Raw genomic sequence first — 20591 nt, 5'->3', positions numbered from 1 at the left:
GCATGAGGAAAACTTTTAAGAAGGAGACGAATGTGTCTAACCCATTAGCTGCTGGTTCACTTGTTGGAAAGCGTGTGCTTGTTACAGGATCTTCCCGCGGAATTGGTGCTGACACTGTCAATTATTTTGCTGAAGCTGGCGCTTCAGTGGTTGTGAACTTTCGGAACAAAGAGGCACGTGCACAGAAGATTGTCGATTCCATTAAGGCTAATGGGGGAGAGGCGATAGCTGTGGGGGCAGACCTAACTGATCTTGCATCTGTAGAAGGGATGTTTTCTGCAGCTCAGCAGGCTTTTGGTGGGCTCGACATTCTTGTCATGAACGCTTCAGGCGGCATGGAATCCGGCATGGGCGAAGACTATGCCATGAAGTTAAATCGGGATTCCCAAGTCAATCTTCTCAGGGCAGCTCTCAAAGTTCTCGTTGATGGAGCACGTGTGGTCTTCGTCACCAGCCACCAAGCCCACTTTATTAGGACAACACCGACTATGGATGAATACCTTCCCGTCGCACTGTCCAAGCGTGCAGGTGAAGATGCTCTCCGTGACATGATTCCCGAACTTGAAGAACGTGGCATCGGTTTCACGGTGGTTTCCGGAGACATGATTGAAGGCACCATCACCGCCACACTTCTTGAGCGAGCCAACCCTGGTGCGATCAACGCCCGGAAGGAATCTGCAGGAAAGCTGTACAACGTGAGCGAATTCGCTGCAGAAGTAGCCCTCGCTGCAGTTGAACCCGTTCCAGCTGACAACACGCGCCTTGTGGGCGACGTAAGTTCCTTCGTCGCTGAGTGATCATGTCCCGTCCTGCGCATCGACGCGTTTCTCGAGTCATTCTTCTAGATGATGCTGACCGCCTTTTGTTGCTCTTGACTCATTCCCCCAATTTGATGGTTCCACACACGCGGTGGATCACACCCGGCGGGGGAGTGGAGGATCATGAAACTCATGCTGAAGCGGCCGTTCGTGAGCTTTTTGAGGAAACAGGTCTCAGGGTCGACAGTGTGGGGGAGCCGTTCTGGACCACTGAAGGTACCTCTGTCTTCAACGATGGACACGTTCAGACCACACACAGTGAATATTTCGTTCTTCGCACACCAACTTTTGAGCCAATCAGTGACAACTGGATGGAAAATGAATTTACTGACATCTCTTCTGTGCGCTGGTGGCATATCGAGGAGTTGAAATCTTCGGGCGAGCCATATTCACCCGAGCCCCTCACAGATTTAGTAGAGCGTGCTCTCAAAGATTTCTAATGAACATACAGAAAATGCCCCCGGAGGACCGGGGGCATTTTCTTATGAAGGTTGAGTTTAGATTCCAGCTTTTTTGGCTTTGACGCCCAAAACAATGGCGCCGATGATCTGAATGATGGCCAGCAGTACTAGGAAGATACCGACGATGTACATGATTACTGCGACCCCAATAATGGGTGCAAACAGCATCACAACACCAGCAATAATTCCAACGATGCCGGCGAAGATTGCAAAACCGCGGGATGCTGCTCGACCTGATTCAATCAGGGCGGCGATACCGTCCAGGATCCATGACAAACCAATGAGGATGCCCAGGATTTCAATTGCTGTGCCAGGGTTACTGAGCGCAATGATGCCGACTGCGCCTAAAATCACACCAAGGATGATGCTAAATGTGCGCCCACCAGCAGTGAGACCGGGTGCAAAGATTCCAACGACAAGTCGAACGAGTCCGCGGATAAGGAAATAGAGTCCTAGCAAGATGGCGATCAAGATGAGTGAAGCCTTGGGCTGGGCGAGAATAATCACACCGAAAACTCCAGCAAGAACAGCACCAATCCACAGTCCAGTCTGAAGTACCTTGACAGCCTGCTTGGAGGTTTCGTGGCCATCACCGTAGAACGTGAAGCCTGATTGAGGGGATGGGGTAGACATATAACTCCTTTTGTTGCGAAGTTCGCACCTCACACTATAAATCCCTCAGAACGTGTTTATTGGTATTTGATACACGAGAATACTTCTTGAGGTGTTCAGGCAGTGGTTTCTCCCTCACCTCCTGCTCCAACAAGCGGTACCCACTGTCTCGCAAAATCTACGATGAACTCGTATGCCCAAAAGCCCTGTTCTATATTTTCGAATTATGTCAGTTTGTCCGGATTGTGGTCTGGATATGGCGGGGGCGGAGGTAATCCCACGTGTTCGGCTCGAAGGATCCACACTGATCACAACATGGTCAAAGAATCGCTCCTGACGGAACTTCCTTTGGGCATCTTTGTACCAAAAGGAATTTGAATTGCTGCGCATTAATGCCAGGCGCGGCCTGTTTGAAGCTTTCGGATACTTTCAGTACCGTGAAGAATTCTGTTGGTCTCAGACTTACCGTGGTGGCGTGTGTGGCCCACAGTATTTGAGCTTGTAATATCCGATAATACACATTATGTCAGTTAGTAAAATAGGTATTAGCAAAGTATGCTCTTGACCGGAAATCCGGTATCCCCTCCACTGGTTCGCATTAAAGCATGTTGATCAGGACTTGTTTCTTCAATGTGCGCCGCGTAGGCGCTTCGCAACTGCTTCGAATTGTCCTTCACAGTGCGAGCCCTGAAACCAAATTTGATCAGGCATTCCCTCTTGTGCTCTGCATTTTTTGCTCTTAGACTGCAAAAACTGCAGACGACTTGGAGGCATTTTGGTCGACAAAATGGGCGGACTGTCGTTCCTTCAGTTTCCGGATCGTGGGCCCGACCGAGACGCGTTCCTGGAGCAGGTCCTGACCGGCTGGAAGCGACAGCAGTTCACCAAGAACTTCACCGAGAAGACGGTCAAGCGCCGGATTGCCTCCGTTGTGGGCTTTGCCGAGTTCAGTGGCAAGTTCCCGTGGGAGTGGACGCCCAGGGACGCGGACGACTACTTCGCTCACCTGCGCGGGGTGAAAAACCTTTCCCAGGAAACGGCGCGTGCGTACCAGAGCGACATCTCGTTGTTCTGCGCCTACGCCACGAGCGACATATACCAGTGGAACGAGACGTGTGGCCGGATGTTCGGTACGTCCATGTCGCAGGTCATCACCGACCTGAACAAGGCGAAGCACACCCAGGAAGCGACCATGGGCCCCGAGAAGCGGGCATTCGACATGGCCGAGCTTCAGGACTTCTTCGACCTAGCCGATGATGAGGTCGAACGCATCCTCAGGTCAAGGAGGAAGGGTGGCTTGGCAGCGTGGCGAGACGCCGTCGCCCTCAAAGTTGTTTATGGCTGGGGGCTTCGCCATGACGAGATGCGCAAGCTGGACCTGGTCGATTTCTCCCGCAGCGCCAAGGCTCCGTACTTCGGCGACTATGGGATCGTGAGGGTTCGCAATGGCAAGTCGAACAAGGGCGCTCCGAAGAAGCAACGCTCCGTCCTCACGCTGGTCGACTGGGCCGCCGAGGCAGTTGCCGACTGGGTCGAGAACGGACTCCCCCGGTTCGGTCAACCGATGACACACCTGTTCCCCACCTCGACAGGCGGTGTCGTCGCCGAGAATGATCTGCTCCTTCGGTTCCAGGGCTACGTGAAGGAGCTGGGGCTGGAACCCGGTCTTGACATCCACGGCCTTCGGCGCTCCTACGCCACGCACATGATCACGGTCTATGGCTATGACGAGAAATTCATCTCGATGCAGCTCGGCCATGTCAACACGTCCACTACGACCATCTACACACTCCCCTCGGCTGACTTCGCCGTGAAGGAGATGGAAAGAGTCCTCACCAAGGACATGCTTAACAGCAGGGGAAGCCTTCTCCTCAAACCAAAGCGGTCAACCGGAAAGGTAGCGCGATGAAACGCCAGATCGAGTACAAGTTCCGAGTTCGGGAGCTGATGGCACGTGCTGGGATGCGCAACAGCCGTGACCTGGTTGACCCGCTCCGCGACCGCGGCATCACCTTGTCCGAGTCACAGATCTACAGGCTCGTGTCTCAGGACCCGGACCGGATCGCGTTCCAGGTGTTGGCAGCCCTCTGCGACATCTTCGCGGTCGAAGCCAGCGACATGTTCACGTACACCAGTGTCGATGTGAAGACCAAGCGGGACCGAGCTGCTGTTGGCCAGGGCACGGATGTCCCTTTGTTGGAGGCGTACCGTCCGGTCCGGGCGCGCATTCGTCGCCCAGAAGATGACTGACTTCAAGCCTCGCGGACGGCCGCGGAGCGCGAGGACCGGCTATACCTGTGACAGGTGTGGGCGCGAGGTTGGAAAGATCCGGGTTCGCTGGCCCGACGGACGCATCTGCGGCATTTGTTTCACTGAGGCTTCCCACACCTACGGCGAATGCCCCCTCTGCGGTGAACACCGGATGTTGCCCGGCCGTCTTGACACGGGCAAGGACATCTGCCGGGAGTGCGCCGGGATCACGACCAATTTGACTTGTGCTAATTGCGGCCGCGAGGCCGAGCGCTTCCGAGGCGGGCACTGTATCGTCTGCGTTCTCACCGCAGACCTGACCGCGTTACTCAAGCCGAATGAACCTCCGGACTTGCGCTTGAAACGGCTGATTGCTGTTCTGACCTCTGTCGGGCGGCCGGAAAGCATCTACACCTGGCTCCGCAGCAATGGAGGGGCGTCATCCGACCTCCTTCGCCGCATCGGGAACCGGGAAGTCAGCTTGTCCCACGAGGCGTTCGACACTCTGCCAAAGACTCACTCCGTCGAGCACCTCCGGGCGATCCTTACCCACAATCGAATGCTCCCGGCGCAGGATGACCGGCAGCTTGCCATCTTCGAGCAGTGGCTCGACGAACGGCTCCACGAGCTCGAAGGCAGTCCGGAGATTCACTCCCCGATTGAGCGGTTCGCGAAGTGGCACCACCTCCGCAGGCTAAAGAGCGAGTCCTCCGAAACGAAGAACATGAACTACGCCGCGCGTAGCGCCAAGCAGGAGATCACCGAGGCCGGAAAGTTCCTCCGCTGGCTCCTGGACGAACACGGGCGAACTGCCGCGACGATGGGTCAGGTCCACATCGACGAATACCTCTCTGAGGGACCCTCAACCCGCAAGCAGATTCGGAACTTCGTCCGATATCTCCGCAAGGAACGGACGGTGAAAGGCGTCGATGTTCCAGTACGCCTCGCTCAGACGACCCCCATGCTGACCCAGGACGAGCGACTGAAACACATCAAGACACTCATCGAGGCCGTCAACATCAGCGAGTCAATCCGAGTCGCCGCCCTCATCTTCCTGCTGTATGGCGTCCCAATCGGCCGGCTCTGCATGCTCACCCTCGACGATGTCGAAGTGAAGCCGACCGGAGTCACCCTCAAGCTCGGCCGCTACCCGGCGCCGATCCCGGAGCCATTCATCCCCTTGTTCCTCGCGCACCTGGAGAGCCGTGAACACCAAGGCACAGTCAACTCGGGCACGAACTGGCTATTCCCAGGGCAGCGGGCGGGCAAGCCCCGCTCCCCCAACACTCTGGTGCTGAAGCTGCGCGGCATCGGAATCGACATTCAGGGCGTCCGGAACACGACCATACGAGGACTCGTCGAGGAGATCGACCCCACATCGCTGTCTCGGATGCTCGGCTACAGCAAACAAATCATGTCCAAGCATGCGACTGCCGCGACAGTCCCGTGGTCCAGCTACGTCATCGACAAGAACCCGCGATTCGCCAACGAGCGTCCTCCTGTGACGTGACAGTCCAGATCTGCCACCTGGTTCGGACAAAGTGAAGACAGTGCCCGTCTCTGTGGTCGGCGCCCGCTCAGCGGGCATCTTCAGCGAACGAGCCTTGCGGACTTGTCTCCAGGCAAAGCATTATAGGTGCGTCCTCGGTGGGGGTCCCCACGAACAGCCGAACTCGCGCTCACCAACCGTTCACGAGCACGGCACAGACCTCGAGTTGTCCGACGGGCGTTGTGGCCAGCGCTGTCGAGTGTCCCCTACGTCGCGACTTCAAAGCGTGTGGCACGAGGGCACTTGTGAGTTCACCGGCGCGAGGGCCGAGAGCCGGCGTTTTGCCCGGAAAGGGTGCGTGTCGGATTCCGTTGACCAACGAGCGTGCCCAGCGTGAGCATTGCGACTCCGACGGTGACGAATACGTCCGCGAGGTTGAATGTGGCGAACCATCCCGTGTGCAGGTAGTCGACCACGCCTCCGCCATCGAGGCGGTCAATAAAGTTGCCGAGAGCACCGCCCAGAAGGAGAGCTGCGCCCAGGCTGGAGAGCGCAGTCAAGGTCTGTGATCGGGTGATCAGATATCCACCGAGTGCGACAATGATCGCTCCGGTAAGAACTGAAATCACCCAGGATGGCAAAGTGGAACCGAGGCTGAAGGCTACCCCAGGGTTGTAGACGAGCTGAATGCTCAGCACGCCCCAGTCGATGACCGTCCCGCTGGCCAGCTGGGTGCTGACTACGGCTTTCACTGTTAGGTCAACGCCGGCGGCGAGGCTCGCCGCCCCGATGACGAGCCCCAGCCGTCGCAGGTCGGGCGCCGTATCGGCTTTCGCAACGGTCACAATGTCGCCGTCAGCGTGCGTGAGCTGTTGGTCGTTGCGGGGTCCGAGATGATGGTTCTTCGGATCCGTCCCGCGCGGACGCCGTTACCGATGACGACGATCTCCGCGAGCTCGTGGACCAGCACGACGGCTGCCAAACCCAGGACACCGAAAAGCGCAAGTGGGATCAGAACCGCGATCAGGAGCAAGGACATACCCACGTTTTGCAGCATGATGCGCCGGGTCTGCCGGGCGTGTTCGAGGACTTGAGGAAGGTGCTGGAGGTCCTCGCCCATGAGAGCAATGTCGGCGGTCTCGATAGCAACGTCTGAACCCATTGCGCCCATCGCAATGCCCACATTCGCCGTCGCGAGAGCGGGGGCATCGTTGACACCGTCGCCTACCATCGCGGTCGGCTGGCGTATTTGCAGAGCGCGGATGATGTCCGCTTTGTTTTCCGGGCGAAGCTCGGCGTGAACTTCAGTGATCCCGGCCGCGGACCCCAGGGCCTGCGCCGTGAGCGTGTTGTCCCCCGTGAGCATGGCTGTCCGGTAGCCGGCCGCAGTGAGCCGGGCAATGACAGTCGCGGCTTCTGGTCGCAGTTCATCTCGGACGGCGATTGCGCCCAGAAGTTCACCGTCCTCCTCAACCAGAACGGCCGTGGCACCGGCTTGCTGCATCCGCGTGACATCGTCGCTCAAGCTACCGGCGTCAATCCAGCCCGGCCGCCCGAGGCGGACCTGCTTGCCGTGAACGGTCCCTTCCAGGCCGGCACCGGGAACACTGTTTACCTCCAACACGGCAATTCGATTTGGCGAGGCCGTCAGGATAGCGCGGGCCAGCGGGTGCTCACTGCGCTCTTCCAGCCCGGCAGCAATCGCCAGCACGCGCTCCGTGGTCGTCCCAGGTTTCGTCACGACTTCGATCACAGCGGGCTTGTTCTGAGTGAGGGTGCCGGTCTTGTCCAGGGCGATAGTGCGGATCTTCCCGAGCGCTTCGAGCGCCCCACCACCCTTGATCAGCACACCAAATTTGCTGGCTGCACCGACTGCAGCGACCACCGTCACCGGAACAGCGATAGCCAGGGCGCACGGAGAAGCTGCGACTAAGACGACAAGGGCCCGCTCGATCCACAGCAGCGGATCCCCAACGATGAATCCGTAGGCGGCGATGAGGGCTGCAGCGATGAGGATGCCGGGTACGAGGCGTTTGGCAATCGAATCGGCCAGGCGTTGACTTGGACCTTTGCGGGACTGCTCTGCCTCGACAATATGCACGATCTTCGCCAGAGAGTTGTCGTCCGCGGTGCTGGTGACCTCGACTTCGAGGGGTCCTGTTCCGTTGATTGACCCGGCATACACCTGGGAGCCGGGACCAACCTCGATGGGGAGGGACTCGCCGGTCAGCGCGGACATGTCGACCGAGGTGCGGCCGATCAGGATGCGACCGTCCGTTGCGAGCCGTTCGCCCGGGCGGACCACCATCCGGTCCCCCAGAATCAAGTCTGTCGGTGCGACGGAGACCTCGGTACCAGCCCGCAGGACCCGGGCCTCGGCGGGCACCAGGTCAAGGAGAGCCCGCAGTCCCCGTCGAGTTCGTGCCAGCGAGTACTCCTCGAGCCCCTCCGAGATCGCGTACAGAAACGCTAGAGTGGCCGCTTCCTCGACCTGACCCAAGACGACGGCGCCGACGGCGGCGATGGTCATCAGCGTCCCGACGCCGATCTTCCCCTTGAGGAGATCCTTCAGTGTGGACGGGACGAACGTCCAGGCGGCGATCAGCAGTGCGGCTACCGCCAGCGGCAGGGATACCCACACTGGGGCATCGGCCAGTGTGGCAATCCACCCCGCGAGCAGCAGAACACCGGCGAGAGCAGCTGCCCGGAACTCGGTGACCTGCCAGAAACTTGTCGGCTCCTCGTCTGAATCGACCTCGCCGTCCGAGAGGGCACCACTGCCGTGGTCCGGTGCCGTACTCACCGGTTCGCCAGCCCGACAGTGGAGGCGGCGCTATCCGCCCCAGCGCTGAGTGTCCCGTAGACCGGGCACAGGCTGACCGCATTGCCGGTCGCCGCCAGCAGGGTCTCGGCTTGCGCAAGCAGATCGATCAACTCGGTATGGGTCAGTGAGTAAATCACTTTCCGCCCCTCCGGCCGGCCCGCCACGAGACCGCAATCGCGAAGGCACGCGACGTGGGCGGATACAGTCGACTGAGCCAGTCCCAGATCCACTATCAAGTCGCTCACGGTCGCCTCACCCCGCGCAAGACGCTGAACAATAGCCAACCGGGCGGGGTCCCCGAGAGATCGGAACAACGCGACCGCCGGCCCCAGATCAACCGCTTCCTGCATCGATATAATCGTCATGTATCGATTATATCGGTCCCGTCGGGTAGAAGGACCCATTCGACCCATCCGGGAACCCGCTTGCTGGCAGCCCCTGCCGCAGATGGCACGCGAGGCCAACCAGCTCCCGCACCGGAGACAGGCGCCGATACCCCAGTCGTGCGACAGCCCCGGACTTTCGGTCGACTGATTCTCGCCTATCCGAAAAGTTCGCCGAGCCAGTTCTCTTTCTTTCGGCCTCGACCGGAGGAGTATCCGCCTCGCCCCGAGTCGCCGTGGCCAGGACCACCGTGATCGTCGCGGGACCGCCTGTCAGGTGACGGATCACCGAAGCGGCCGGATGACTCCGTCACCGAACGTTCAATGATCTTGTCCAGCTCGCCTCGGTCAAGCCACACGCCCCGGCACTGGGGACAGTAGTCGATTTCCACTCCGGACCTGTCGCTCATAGCCAGCGTCGAGCCGTCGGTTGGGCATTGCATCTCGTCGTCCTCTCGTTGTGCATTCCAGAGCGCGAGGGCATTTTAAGCTCGCGCACAATGTATGCAAGACTGTTCATACGTAAAGGTAGTCTAAAGCAAAAAGCCGTGCGGACGCTGTGAAGGAGAAAGACGCTGATGGGATCTGAACACGCACACCCCTCCGCTGTGAGCGCCGGCGGCAAACATCGCAAGCCGCTGCTCATCGCCTTTAGCCTCACCGCTGCCTACATGATCGTGGAATTCGTCGTCGGCTTCCAAGTCAACTCTCTCGCGTTGATCTCCGATGCCGCACATATGGGCACAGATGTCCTCGGACTCGGCATGGCACTCGCCGCGATCACCCTGGCCTCACGGCGCACCACGAGCCAGAGGACGTACGGGTTCTACAGGCTGGAAGTGCTCGCTGCACTCGCCAACGGAATCCTCTTGTTCGCCGTAGCCGGGTACGTGCTATTCGAAGCCATCCAGCGCTTCAGCGACCCGCCCTCGGTACCCGGCCTTCCCTTGTTGGTCTTAGCCGTCATCGGCTTGATGATCAACCTGATCAGCTTCCGACTCTTGACGGCCGGCTCCAAAGAGAGCCTGAATCTCAAAGGTGCTTACCTTGAAGTGATGGGCGACCTGCTCGGTTCGGTCGGGGTCATTGTCGCGGCCATCATCCTGTTCACGACCGGCTGGCCATACGCCGACCCCATCATCGGGGTCGGGATCGGATTGTTCATCCTGCCCCGCTCATGGAAGCTCACCCGCCAAGCACTACGCATCCTCATGGAAGTTGCCCCACCGAACCTGAACATTGACAAAATCGGAGCTGAAATTGCCGAGCTGCCCGGAGTCGCGGCGGTGCACGACCTTCACATCTGGACCATCACGTCGGGTATGGAAAGTGCCAGCGGGCACGTAGTCGTCAAGCCCGGCGCGGACTACAGTGAGGTGTTGGACTCCGTGGTCCTGTTACTGCGAGACCGGTATCACGTGTCCCATGCCACGATCCAATGTGAGCCTGCCAACTTCGCAGAGGCAGATAACCCGGTCTGACCGGAACCGATACGCTGTGACTATGGGCAGGGTACAGGCAAAACCAACGGAGAACGGGCGCGATTCGCTCGCTCCGATGAGAACGATTGACGCCGAACACGTCGCTCTAGTCCGGGCAAGCATGCCATCCGTTGAGGACGTCGCGGATCTTTCCGACGTGTTCGGACTACTCGGCGAACCTAACAGGGCGCGCATCCTCATCTCACTGCTGAACGGACCAATGTGCGTCCGTGACCTGGCAGCAGCCATCAACCTCAGCGAATCCGCCGTGTCGCATGCACTGCGGCTGCTCCGCGCCCACCGAGTCGTCGAAGTCCACAGAACCGGTCGCGTCGCCCACTACACGATTGCGGACTCCCACGTGCGTGATCTCCTGGAGATCGGCCTCGAACACGTCGGACACACAATACTCATCCACGCCACCACCGCGGAAACGGATCGCGATTGCGACCCAGGAACGATTCCCTGCGATCAGTAGCAAGTCCAGACACCCCGATAGTGGCCTTCAGGCTCATCCGATGGTCTGCGCGTAACTCCCGCCTCATGCGAATCTTCGCGAGAGCCCCTAACTCCACTCTGCTTCGCGTGCCGATGCCTGACGGCAAGGCAAGTAGTTCGTCACTAGAGACACCCGCGGCGCAATGGGCGGCGCGGTGAAGTCGGAACGACGGTGGCGCCACTTCGACCCTTCGAGGCACGCTGCGACCTCCGATGAAGCTGACGTTGTGAGTCTCTGGCACCTTCTGGAGGAAGGAATGGCCGGGAAAGCGATAACTAGGCTACCCAGTTAGATTTCTATACGAGTAGCACCCTCGATCCCAAGGTTGTCCCCTCTCACCTAAGCTTGAGCGGTGAAGAGACGCACAGAGACATCCGGCCGGTCCTGGTACTGGCTCGTTTTTACTATTTTTGGAATACAGGGTTTGTTCTTTGCCACCTGGGTTGCTCGAACACCTGAAGTTCAACAAAAACTTGGCTTTGATACGGCACAAATGGGGCTCTTTGCTTTTGTTATGTCTGCAGGTGCACTACTCGGCCTATTTCTTTGTGGGCCAATTATTGCTCGTTTTGGTACCCGAATTGCCACATTGATTGGTTTTCCTCTTGCGGGAGCTGCTCTTGCCGGAGTAGGTTTCGCTGCTGAACAAGGTGATGTTTTCTCTGCCACTGTATTCATCTCAATATTTGGTATTGCTGGCGGTGCGACGGGTTTAGCCATCAATATCGAGGGTGCAAACGTTGATCGTTCGTCCTCGAAAAGCCTTCTTCCCTCTATTCATGGTGCGTTTAGCGTTGGAACGCTTGTAGGTGGTGCATTGGGAACCCTCGCAATCATTCTCAACCTCTCATTTTCTCTGATGTTTACTGTCATTTCAGTGGCGCTGTCCATACTCGCCATTGTTGTGAGTGTGAGACTCCCCCGTGATTCTGGGCGTCACATTGCCTCAGACATGAGTACCTCTGACATTCAAACGATCCCTTCACGAACGGAACGGCTCTCAGTGTGGAAAGAACCCCGAACGTTGGCAGTCGCCTTTATTGTTGTCGGCTTTACACTCGCAGAAGCAACCGCAAGTTCATGGCTACCGATCGCATTGGTTGATGCTGGCCTCGGTGCTGCCATTGCGACAGGGGCATACACCGTATTTGCAGGAACAATGATGATCGGAAGGTTGACCGGTGGACCAGTTGTTGACCGCCTCGGAAGATCTCGCGCTCTAGCGATCTTTGGTGTGATTACCGCAGTTGGTATTTTCATCGTGGTGGCTACAAACTTCATTGCTCTCCCCCTCATAGGAGCTGCACTCTGGGGGTTAGGTAATTCACTTGGTTTCCCCATGTCGGTCGCAGCAGTGTCTCGAGAACCTCGTCTTTCGTCGTCGCGAGTTAATGTTCTTGTTGTTTCCAGCAACGTAACGGGCGTGACAGGACCGCCGATTCTTGGATTCATTGGTCAGTCATTAGGACTCTTTACGGCGTTCATCGTTCCTGCGTTATTGGTCCTAGCTGGATTATTTGCCAACAAATCCACACAAGAACACGTTCAACAGATTGATCAAAAATCATGACGGTCACCCCGTCTGTTCAGCGATCTATAACTGTGCTGACAAGTTATTTCTATATTTTTGGGATTGGAATGTCAGCCTGGCTGGTTCGACTTCCTGAAGTGAGAAGCTCGATTCAAGTCTCGATAGCGATTCTCGGCTGGGTCCTGTTTGCCAGTTCCGTGGGTGCAATGACATCGCTTTTACTAGCCGGCAGATTTATTGCAAGGTTTGGAGCACGAACTGCTGTAATACTCGGTTTCACAGTTTTAGGTATCGGACAAACAATTCAAGGTCTGTCACTCGTTATAGCGAGCCCGGTCGGTGTTGCTTTCGGTGGACTTATCAGCGGTTTAGGTTACGGAATTGGCGACGTCGGTATCAACGTTGAGGGTGCAGAACTAGAAAAGCGTCGAGGCAAAAGTCTGCTTCCCCAGTTACATGGTGCATATAGTTTGGGTGCCCTGACCGGAGCCGGAATTGGAACAGCGGCGATTGTCACCGATTTTCCCTTAGTTTTCCAGGTACTCGTTTTAGCAATCGGAACAACAGTAATTGCGTGGTGGACCTACAAAAAACTACCTGTAGCAACTGGTCGCCTAGAGAAGTCAGTAAATATTTTGCCTTCAACGAGGACTGTGAGAAAAACGCCTCTGCTTGACAAGCGGATTGTCTTTTTGGGGCTCGGAATCATGGGACTTTCACTGGCAGAAGGCGGTTCAAATGACTGGCTAGCCCTCTCTGTTGTTGATGATTACAAATTGGACACAACCACTGCAGGAATAACTTTTGCCATCATGACCGCTGCGATGGTTGTTACTCGGTTTACTGGTGGAAAGCTAGTGGATAGATTTGGTCGTGTTTTTGCCCTCCGGGCCTTCGGACTCGCGGGAGTGGTGGGGATACTTGTAGTGATCCTCTCCCCCACTATTTATCTGGCATGGGTAGGTGCCGGCCTCTGGGGTGCTGGCGTCGCATTGGGATTCCCTTTGTTCATCTCTGCAGCTGCAGACGGCGAAAACTCGTCTGGACGCGTAGCAACAGTAACCACCTTTGGATACATCGCTTTTCTAGTCGGCCCTCCTCTACTTGGCTTCGTCGGTCAATCGTGGGGTTTACTCAACATGTTTTACTTACTGGCAGCTTGCGTCGCGGCCGCTGTATTTTTTGCAGGAGCGGCTCGTCCCGTGAATACTCAAGAAGCAGAGAGCTATTTGGCGTGAGTCCTGATAGCGTCTCGGCATGACTACTGAGCGATATGTCCTCGCAATTGATAATGGCACCACGAGCACTCGGGCCATTGTTTTTGATCATGATGGTATGAAACGCGGCACTGGTCAGCTTGAAACAACCCAAATATTTCCTAAAAGTGGATGGGTCGAACATGACCCCCTCGAGATTTGGGCGAATACGCAAACAGTTATTACTGAAGCGGTTTCCCAAGCGGGTATGGAAAGTTCTGCAATAGTTGCTGTCGGGATCACCAATCAGCGCGAAACTGCAGTGGTGTGGAACACACAAACTGGACGTCCCGTCTATAACGCTATTGTCTGGCAGGACACGCGATCGCAGTACATAGTTGATGATGTAGCGACGGTGCATGGTTCAGAAGTTTCAGATGTATCAAGATATTCCTCCGTTACTGGCCTGCCACTTGCGACATATTTCTCTGCGTCCAAAATCGCATGGATATTAGAACACGTCCCGGGTGCACGGACATCAGCGGAGAGAGGCGAATTAGCCTTTGGAACTATTGATTCCTGGCTTGTCTGGAACTTAACTGGTGGAATCAACGGTGGGGTTCACATTACTGATGTCACCAATGCCTCCCGCACGTATTTGATGAACCTTGAAACGCTTCAGTGGGAGGAAGAGCTCCTTGAGGCGTTTTCGATCCCCCGCGCAATGCTCCCCGAAATTAAATCTTCATCTGAGATTTATGGTCATTGTTCTGAGATTCTCCCAGGCGTTCCTGTTTCTGGGATTCTTGGAGACCAGCAAGCAGCCACGTTTGGTCAGGCTGCATTTACAGCTGGAGAAGCAAAAAACACCTACGGCACTGGGAATTTCCTGATCTTCAACACGGGCGAAGAAATTATTCATTCACGAAATGGATTGTTGACCACAGTCGCATACAAGCTCGGTACTCAACCAGCACATTACGCACTTGAGGGCTCAATAGCCGTCACTGGCTCTCTCATACAGTGGCTCCGTGACAACTTAGGAATTATTTCTTCTGCTGCAGAAGTCGAAACCCTTGCACTCAGTGTCGAAGACAATGGTGGTGCCTACTTCGTGCCAGCCTTCAGTGGTCTCTTCGCTCCCCATTGGCGTCCAGATGCCCGTGGTGTCATCGTTGGACTTACTCGATTTGTGAACAAAGGGCACATAGCCCGTGCAGCGCTTGAGGCAGTTGCTTTTCAGACGCAGGAAGTACTTCAGGCAACCAATTCTGATACGGGTGTCCCCCTTTCTGAAGTGCGTGTTGACGGCGGAATGATCGCGAATGAAACCCTGATGCAGTTCCAAGCCAACATCTTGGGGGTTCCCGTTATTCGACCTGTCGTGGCTGAAACAACTGCGTTAGGCGCGGCGTATGCAGCTGGCCTGGCTGTGGGGTTCTGGTCGTCTACAGATGAACTTCGTACTCTGTGGAAAGAAGAAAAACGCTGGCTTCCACAGTTCACTCAGGAAGAAAGAGAATCACGGCTTCGGGTGTGGAATAAAGCTGTTCAACGAAGCTTGAACTGGATCGACGAAGATTCTGTTCAGCTATAGCTATTTGTCGCCAAAACCCATTGCTCCAGTTTTGATGTTGCTGCACCCGAATCGATGACCGCAGCAGCACGTTCAAGCTGTTCAGCGAGACGGAGCTTGATGGGGCGAAGGACCTGAGTTGAATCTTGAGCCAGTTCAAATGCTGTCATTCCTGCTGCAGCATTGAGCAAAACGATGTCACGAATTGGGCCTGTCGTTCCGGTCAGGGTGTCTTTCAAGACTTCTGCATTGTAAGAAGGTTCACCCCCGCGGAAATCAGCAAGATTTGCTCGAGGAATACCAAGTTCTAGTGGATCAAGATCATGTTCCACAATTTGTCCTCGAGAGATCTCCCAGATATGTGAATGACCGGTTGTTGTCAGTTCGTCCAACCCGTCGTCTCCACGAAATACCAGTGCCGTCGCATCCCGCGATTGGAAAACCCCTGTTACCAAGGGAATCCTGTCGAGTTGAGCTACTCCCACGGCGGAAGCGTCAGGGCGGGCAGGATTACACAGTGGCCCCAGAACATTGAAAATTGTCGGGATTCCGAGTTCTCGTCGTGCTTCTGCAACATGGCGGAATCCAGGATGAAAGGCGGCAGCAAAGGCAAATGTAATGCCAGCAGTTTCGAGTACGTCGGCTACTTGAACATTCGTGAGAGACAGATTGATTCCAAGCTCAGACAGGACGTCTGAGGAGCCAGAGGCGCTACTTGCAGCCCTATTGCCATGTTTGACAACAGGTATTCCTGCAGCTGCAGCGACGATGGATGCAGTTGTTGAGATGTTCACGCTGTTGTGACGGTCTCCCCCGGTGCCCACGATGTCCAGAGCACGTGACGAAACAGGGAGTTCGAGTGCATTTGAAAGAACGGCGTCGCGAAAACCTAAGACTTCATCCACTGATTCACCTTTTGCGCGCAGTGCGGTGAGAAATGCTCCGATTTGAGTGTTTGTGGCGTTTCCCGTGATGATCTGGTTCATGGCCCAGTCCGCCTGTTCAATCGATAAATCACTACCGTCGATGAGCTGTGCGATGAGATCGGGCCAGGCAGATGAGTGAACCATGTCTATCAGGGTACTTGCACAGCGTGGCGGACGTCGATTGCTGCCCAGCCCAACTCGTATTCCGGCATAATGGAAGGGTGACAGCAGCGACTATTACACCAGCATCCCTAACGGCAACTGTGAATCGACCCAACCCTGTTGCGGTCGGCACAATCGTGTGGCTTGGCAGCGAAGTTATGTTCTTCGCAGGCCTCTTCGCGATTTACTTCACACTGCGTTCCGCCGTCCCCGAAATGTGGGCAACTGACTCGGCATTGTTGAACTTTCCGTTCTCTTTGACGAACACCATCATCCTTGTTTCGTCCTCCGTGACGGCTCAGTTTGGTGTGTTTGCTGCTGAGCGTTTGCAGTCACGTTCTACCGGTTGGAAGCCCTCTCAGTGGGGCATGGTGGAGTGGTTCTTCCTCACTTATGTACTCGGTGCGATCTTCGTAACCGGCCAGGTATACGAATACGCCATGCTGGTGAGCGAAGGAATTACGCTCAACGGAAATGCATACGGAACCGCCTTCTACCTCACCACTGGCTTCCACGGTCTCCACGTAACGGGTGGTCTGATTGCATTCCTCTTGGTTATTGGTCGCGCATTCGCGGTCAAGAACTTTGGACACAAAGAAGCAACGAGTGCGATTGTTGTTTCCTATTACTGGCACTTCGTGGACGTGGTCTGGATTGGCCTCTTCCTCGTCATCTACGTACTCAGATAACTAACGGACGGTATTGAAGTTCATGCGTAAGAACATGTCTGACAACAAAGCACAGCGACGTCGCGGACGTCGCGGGCCAATTGCTTCTGTTGCATTGATCCTGGTGGGTCTCGTCGCAACAGGCGGCGCTTATGCGGCATTTAGTTCTGCCTCTGCAAATGCAGCTGTGGACCTTACCTCCCCTGCTGTCATCGAGGAAGGCCAGAAACTCTTTGCCGCAAACTGTGCAACGTGTCACGGACAGCAGGCACAGGGCACAGAGAATGGCCCAAGTCTCATTGGTGTTGGTTCAGCTGCAGTTGACTTCCAAGTAGGCACCGGTCGAATGCCTATGCAGATGTCAGGTCCTCAAGCCGAACAAAAGCCTGTTCAGTTCACTGATGAGCAAACCCAAGCTTTGGCTGCCTATGTAGCCTCCCTTGCTCCGGGCCCCTCTATTCCCACTGCATCACAGCTTGAAGGTGGAAATGTTTCTAACGGTGGAGAGCTGTTCCGAATCAACTGCGCAATGTGTCACAACGTGGCAGGTGCAGGTGGAGCTCTTACCGAAGGTAAGTACGCTCCTGAACTCACCGGTGTGGCTGCGGTTCACGTGTACGAAGCAATGTTGACTGGCCCTCAAAACATGCCTGTTTTCAACGACCTCAACCTCACACCTGAAGAGAAGAAAGACATCATTTCTTACCTCTCTTACATTGAAGAAAACCCCTCGGCCGGTGGTATTCAGTTGAGCAACCTCGGACCAGTTTCCGAAGGTTTGTTCCTCTGGATATTCGGTTTGGGCGCAATCGTTGCACTCACTGTGTGGATTACAGCGAAGTCCAACTAAGACTTTCGAAATTTTGAGAAAGAACCTGAAGGAGAACCATGGCTAAGAACGAGAACGGCACAGCCGACATCGTTCCTGCAGGTAGTGCAGAAGTAACCGGTACTGGTGTTGTATCCCCCGATGCATTCACCAACCCAGGCTTACCCCCACACCGCCCACGCATTACTGATCTTGACCCCAAGGCGGCAAAGCGCGCTGAGCGTGTTGTCTACTGGTTGTTCTACATTTCTATTGCAGCCAGTGTTTTCGCTGTGTACGCCTACATGTTCTTCCCCATCGAACCTGAGAACATTCACTCAGTTCGAATGAACACTCTGTACTTAGGCTTGGGTATTGCCTTCTCTCTCTTGGCCATCGGTATTGCCGCTGTGCACTGGGGTAAGGCTGTCATGGCCGACAAGGAAGCGATTGATTACCGTCACCCAGTGCGTGGAACCGAGGAAACTCGAGCTCGAGCTGTAGAGATTTTCCGTGAATCTGACGAAGAATCAGGATTTAGCCGCCGTACCTTGATTCGTAACGGACTTATTGGTGCACTCATTGCATTCCCACTCCCTGCAATTGCACTTTTCCGTGGTCTCGCTCCTATGGACCAAGACCCCAACAATCTTCTCAAGCACACCATGTGGAAGAAGGGCACCCGCCTGACTCGTGACCCGCAGGGAACACCTATCAAGGCATCCGAGTTGACTATCGGTTCTGCATTCCAGGTCATTCCTGAAGGTCTTGTTGATCTCCCTGAGCACGAAATGCTCGATGAAAAAGCAAAGGCAGCTGTTCTTCTTGTTCGCTTGAAAAAAGAGGACCTCAACTGGACCAGTGCTGAGCGTGAAAGCTGGTCCTACGACGGCATTGTCGCGTACTCCAAAATTTGTACCCACGTGGGTTGCCCTGTTGCATTGTACGAGCAGCAAACGCACCACCTGCTTTGCCCTTGCCACCAGTCACAGTTTGATATTGCGAATGAGTGTGCTGTGATCTTTGGCCCCGCCGCACGTCCCTTGCCCCAACTTCCTATCACCGTTGATGCTGAGGGATACCTTGTCGCAACGAGTGACTTCACCGAACCTGTAGGTCCTAGCTTCTGGGAGCGTTCTAAATGAGTAGCGTAACTGCACCCGCACAGAGCGGAGTAGTCGGCAAGTTCTCCAACTACCTCGATGAGAGAACCAGTATTTCTGGTGCTGTCAAAGAGTTTGGTCGTAAAGTTTTCCCCGACCACTGGTCATTCCTTTTGGGAGAAGTAGCACTTTACAGCTTCGTCATCATTCTGCTCTCTGGTAGCTTCTTGACGTTCTTCTTCCAGGCTTCAATGACTCCGGTCCACTACGAGGGTTCCTATGTCCCCCTCAAGGGAATCGAAATGTCTGCTGCTATGGCGTCGACACTAGATATTTCCTTTGATATCCGTGGCGGACTTCTGATGCGTCAAGTTCACCACTGGGCTGCTCTGCTCTTCGTTGCCAGCATCGGTCTGCACATGCTCCGCGTATTCTTCACCGGTGCGTTCCGTAAGCCACGCGAACTGAACTGGTCGATTGGTTTCGTTCTCTTCGTGCTGGCTATGGCAGAAGGTTTCACCGGTTACTCACTACCCGATGATCTTCTTTCCGGAAACGGTCTGCGCATTATTGACGGAATGGTTCTTGGTCTCCCCGTTGTTGGTACCTGGATCACCTTCCTGCTGTTCGGTGGAGAATTCCCTGGTAATGACATTGTGGGCCGTCTGTACTCTCTCCACATCCTTCTTTTGCCTGCCTTTGTTCTGATCTTTATCGTGCTTCACTTGATGTTCGTCATCATTCACAAGCACACTCAGTACCCCGGCCCAGGTAAGACTGAAGAAAACGTTGTTGGATTCCCAGTTCTTCCTGTGTACGCAGCGAAAGCGGGCGGATTCTTCTTCCTGGTATTTGGTGTTGTGGCATTGATTGCAGCAACAGTCACAATCAACCCGATCTGGAACTACGGCCCCTACGACCCCTCCCCTGTTTCTGCTGGAACACAGCCCGACTGGTACATCGGTTTTGCCGATGGCGCTCTTCGTCTGATGCCTCCGCACCTGGAAACTTATTGGTTCGGGTACACATGGTCATGGAACATCATCATTCCTGTGCTTGTTCTCGTGTTGTTCCTTGCCGCCGCCTTCGCCTATCCGTTTGTGGAAGCGTGGGTAACTGGTGACAAGCGCGAACATCACTTGCTGGATCGACCTCGAAATGCTCCTGTACGAACTGCAATTGGAGCTGCGGGTGTTACCTTCTACGCCGTCCTCTGGGCTGCAGCATCCTCGGACATCATTGCGACCCACTTCAAGGTGACGATGGAAGGTGTAATCAACACGCTCCAGATTCTCTTGATTATCGGGCCCATCATTGCCTTTATGGTAACCAAGCGCATTGCCCTAGCTCTGCAGAAGAAGGATCGTGAGATTCTCCTTCACGGTTTCGAGACAGGTCGCATTGTTCGTCTTCCTGGTGGTGAGTTCATTGAAGTTCACCAGCAACTCGATGCTTACGACCGTTGGCAGCTTGTCTCCTACAACGACAATGCACCCATCATGCTTCGCCCTAACCCCAAGGGCAAAATCACTGGTGGAATGCGCATGCGTGCATCGTTGTCTCGCTTCTTCTTCGAAGACCGTATTGCACCAGTTACGGAAAACGAATACAAGCTAGCTCTCGAGCACTCACACCACTAACTGTTCATAAAGAATGCCCCTCTCCGGAGGGGCATTCTTCGTTAACCAGTGGGCTTAGATGTGTAGTGACACATATGTGCTCAAAGTTTGACTGAAAGATTTTCCAGTTAGTACTCAGGGTCTGAATGTTCATTTCGAACTAACAGGAATGTAGTTTCAAGGAA

20 protein-coding genes are annotated in these 20591 nt (G+C 55.3%); 14 read left to right on the top strand and 6 right to left on the bottom strand.

The features are described from left to right. The first annotated feature begins 32 nt into the window (after positions 1-32). Both M2119_RS06055 and M2119_RS06050 read left to right on the top strand, forming a co-directional pair. The gene (locus tag M2119_RS06055; protein WP_280804040.1) at positions 33-797 is read left to right on the top strand and encodes an SDR family oxidoreductase; all 765 of its coding nucleotides are present in this window, start codon (positions 33-35) and stop codon (positions 795-797) included. 2 nt (positions 798-799) lie between these two features. Next, positions 800-1258, top strand: coding sequence for an NUDIX domain-containing protein (locus M2119_RS06050; RefSeq protein ID WP_280804039.1), 459 nt, complete (start codon positions 800-802; stop codon positions 1256-1258). Between the two features lie 57 nt (positions 1259-1315). Here the strand turns inward: M2119_RS06050 and M2119_RS06045 are convergent, their stop codons facing one another. Next, on the bottom strand, positions 1316-1912 hold the full coding sequence (locus tag M2119_RS06045; RefSeq protein WP_280804038.1) for an HdeD family acid-resistance protein: 597 nt from the start codon (positions 1910-1912) through the stop codon (positions 1316-1318). 754 nt (positions 1913-2666) lie between these two features. Here M2119_RS06045 and M2119_RS06040 point away from each other — a divergent pair. The 3 genes from M2119_RS06040 to M2119_RS06030 all read left to right on the top strand — a co-directional run bounded on the left by M2119_RS06040 (position 2667) and on the right by M2119_RS06030 (position 5651). Then, positions 2667-3800 carry a site-specific integrase gene (locus tag M2119_RS06040; RefSeq protein ID WP_280804037.1) on the top strand — a complete coding sequence of 378 codons (1134 nt, stop codon included), beginning with the start codon at positions 2667-2669 and terminating at the stop codon, positions 3798-3800. Beyond that, the gene (locus M2119_RS06035) at positions 3797-4141 is read left to right on the top strand and encodes a helix-turn-helix domain-containing protein (protein WP_280804036.1); all 345 of its coding nucleotides are present in this window, start codon (positions 3797-3799) and stop codon (positions 4139-4141) included. Before M2119_RS06040 ends, M2119_RS06035 begins: the two co-directional genes overlap by 4 nt. A 358-nt stretch (positions 4142-4499) precedes the next feature. Further along, on the top strand, positions 4500-5651 hold the full coding sequence (locus M2119_RS06030) for a hypothetical protein (RefSeq protein ID WP_280804035.1): 1152 nt from the start codon (positions 4500-4502) through the stop codon (positions 5649-5651). Between the two features lie 290 nt (positions 5652-5941). On the opposite strand, the gene lspA is transcribed toward M2119_RS06030, so the two are convergent. The 4 genes from lspA to M2119_RS06010 all read right to left on the bottom strand — a co-directional run bounded on the left by lspA (position 5942) and on the right by M2119_RS06010 (position 9280). Then, positions 5942-6475, bottom strand: coding sequence for a signal peptidase II (lspA, locus tag M2119_RS06025; protein WP_280804034.1), 534 nt, complete (start codon positions 6473-6475; stop codon positions 5942-5944). Beyond that, positions 6472-8433 carry a heavy metal translocating P-type ATPase gene (locus tag M2119_RS06020; RefSeq protein WP_280804033.1) on the bottom strand — a complete coding sequence of 654 codons (1962 nt, stop codon included), beginning with the start codon at positions 8431-8433 and terminating at the stop codon, positions 6472-6474. The genes lspA and M2119_RS06020 overlap by 4 nt, the downstream gene beginning before the upstream one ends. Further along, entirely contained in the window at positions 8430-8819 is a 390-nt protein-coding gene (locus M2119_RS06015; RefSeq protein ID WP_280804032.1) for an ArsR/SmtB family transcription factor, read from the bottom strand. The genes M2119_RS06020 and M2119_RS06015 overlap by 4 nt, the downstream gene beginning before the upstream one ends. Before the next feature lie 176 nt (positions 8820-8995). Beyond that, complete coding sequence (locus M2119_RS06010) at positions 8996-9280, bottom strand: zf-TFIIB domain-containing protein (protein ID WP_280804031.1); 285 nt, start codon at positions 9278-9280, stop codon at positions 8996-8998. A 135-nt stretch (positions 9281-9415) separates the two neighbouring features. Here M2119_RS06010 and M2119_RS06005 point away from each other — a divergent pair, with 135 nt between their 5' ends. The 5 genes from M2119_RS06005 to glpK all read left to right on the top strand — a co-directional run bounded on the left by M2119_RS06005 (position 9416) and on the right by glpK (position 15141). Next, complete coding sequence (locus M2119_RS06005; protein WP_280804030.1) at positions 9416-10318, top strand: cation diffusion facilitator family transporter; 903 nt, start codon at positions 9416-9418, stop codon at positions 10316-10318. 76 nt (positions 10319-10394) lie between these two features. Next, entirely contained in the window at positions 10395-10796 is a 402-nt protein-coding gene (locus M2119_RS06000) for an ArsR/SmtB family transcription factor (RefSeq protein ID WP_280804029.1), read from the top strand. Positions 10797-11169: 373 nt separating this feature from the next. Then, a complete protein-coding gene (locus M2119_RS05995; RefSeq protein ID WP_280804028.1) occupies positions 11170-12387 on the top strand; it encodes an MFS transporter in 1218 nt (405 codons plus the stop codon). 68 nt (positions 12388-12455) lie between these two features. After that, complete coding sequence (locus tag M2119_RS05990; protein WP_280804027.1) at positions 12456-13586, top strand: MFS transporter; 1131 nt, start codon at positions 12456-12458, stop codon at positions 13584-13586. Positions 13587-13605: 19 nt separating this feature from the next. Continuing rightward, on the top strand, positions 13606-15141 hold the full coding sequence (glpK, locus tag M2119_RS05985) for a glycerol kinase GlpK (RefSeq protein WP_280804026.1): 1536 nt from the start codon (positions 13606-13608) through the stop codon (positions 15139-15141). Here the strand turns inward: glpK and trpD are convergent. Continuing rightward, entirely contained in the window at positions 15132-16190 is a 1059-nt protein-coding gene (gene trpD / locus M2119_RS05980; RefSeq protein ID WP_280804025.1) for an anthranilate phosphoribosyltransferase, read from the bottom strand. The genes glpK and trpD overlap by 10 nt on opposite strands. 77 nt (positions 16191-16267) lie before the next feature. Here trpD and ctaE point away from each other — a divergent pair, with 77 nt between their 5' ends. The 4 genes from ctaE to qcrB are packed head-to-tail and all read left to right on the top strand — an operon-like array spanning position 16268 to position 20427. Further along, a complete protein-coding gene (gene ctaE / locus M2119_RS05975; protein ID WP_280804024.1) occupies positions 16268-16897 on the top strand; it encodes an aa3-type cytochrome oxidase subunit III in 630 nt (209 codons plus the stop codon). Positions 16898-16931: 34 nt separating this feature from the next. Beyond that, positions 16932-17726 (top strand): cytochrome bc1 complex diheme cytochrome c subunit, encoded by a 795-nt coding sequence (qcrC, locus tag M2119_RS05970; RefSeq protein WP_280804023.1) that lies wholly within the window; start codon positions 16932-16934, stop codon positions 17724-17726. Between the two features lie 38 nt (positions 17727-17764). Further along, a complete protein-coding gene (gene qcrA, locus M2119_RS05965) occupies positions 17765-18829 on the top strand; it encodes a cytochrome bc1 complex Rieske iron-sulfur subunit (protein ID WP_280804022.1) in 1065 nt (354 codons plus the stop codon). Continuing rightward, a complete protein-coding gene (gene qcrB / locus M2119_RS05960) occupies positions 18826-20427 on the top strand; it encodes a cytochrome bc1 complex cytochrome b subunit (RefSeq protein WP_280804021.1) in 1602 nt (533 codons plus the stop codon). Before qcrA ends, qcrB begins: the two co-directional genes overlap by 4 nt. The last annotated feature ends 164 nt before the right edge of the window (positions 20428-20591 follow it).

The sequence above is a fragment of the Aurantimicrobium minutum genome (assembly GCF_029894165.1).
In the GTDB taxonomy this organism is placed as follows: domain Bacteria; phylum Actinomycetota; class Actinomycetes; order Actinomycetales; family Microbacteriaceae; genus Aurantimicrobium; species Aurantimicrobium minutum_A.
This window is presented reverse-complemented; position numbering and strand designations above follow the sequence as displayed.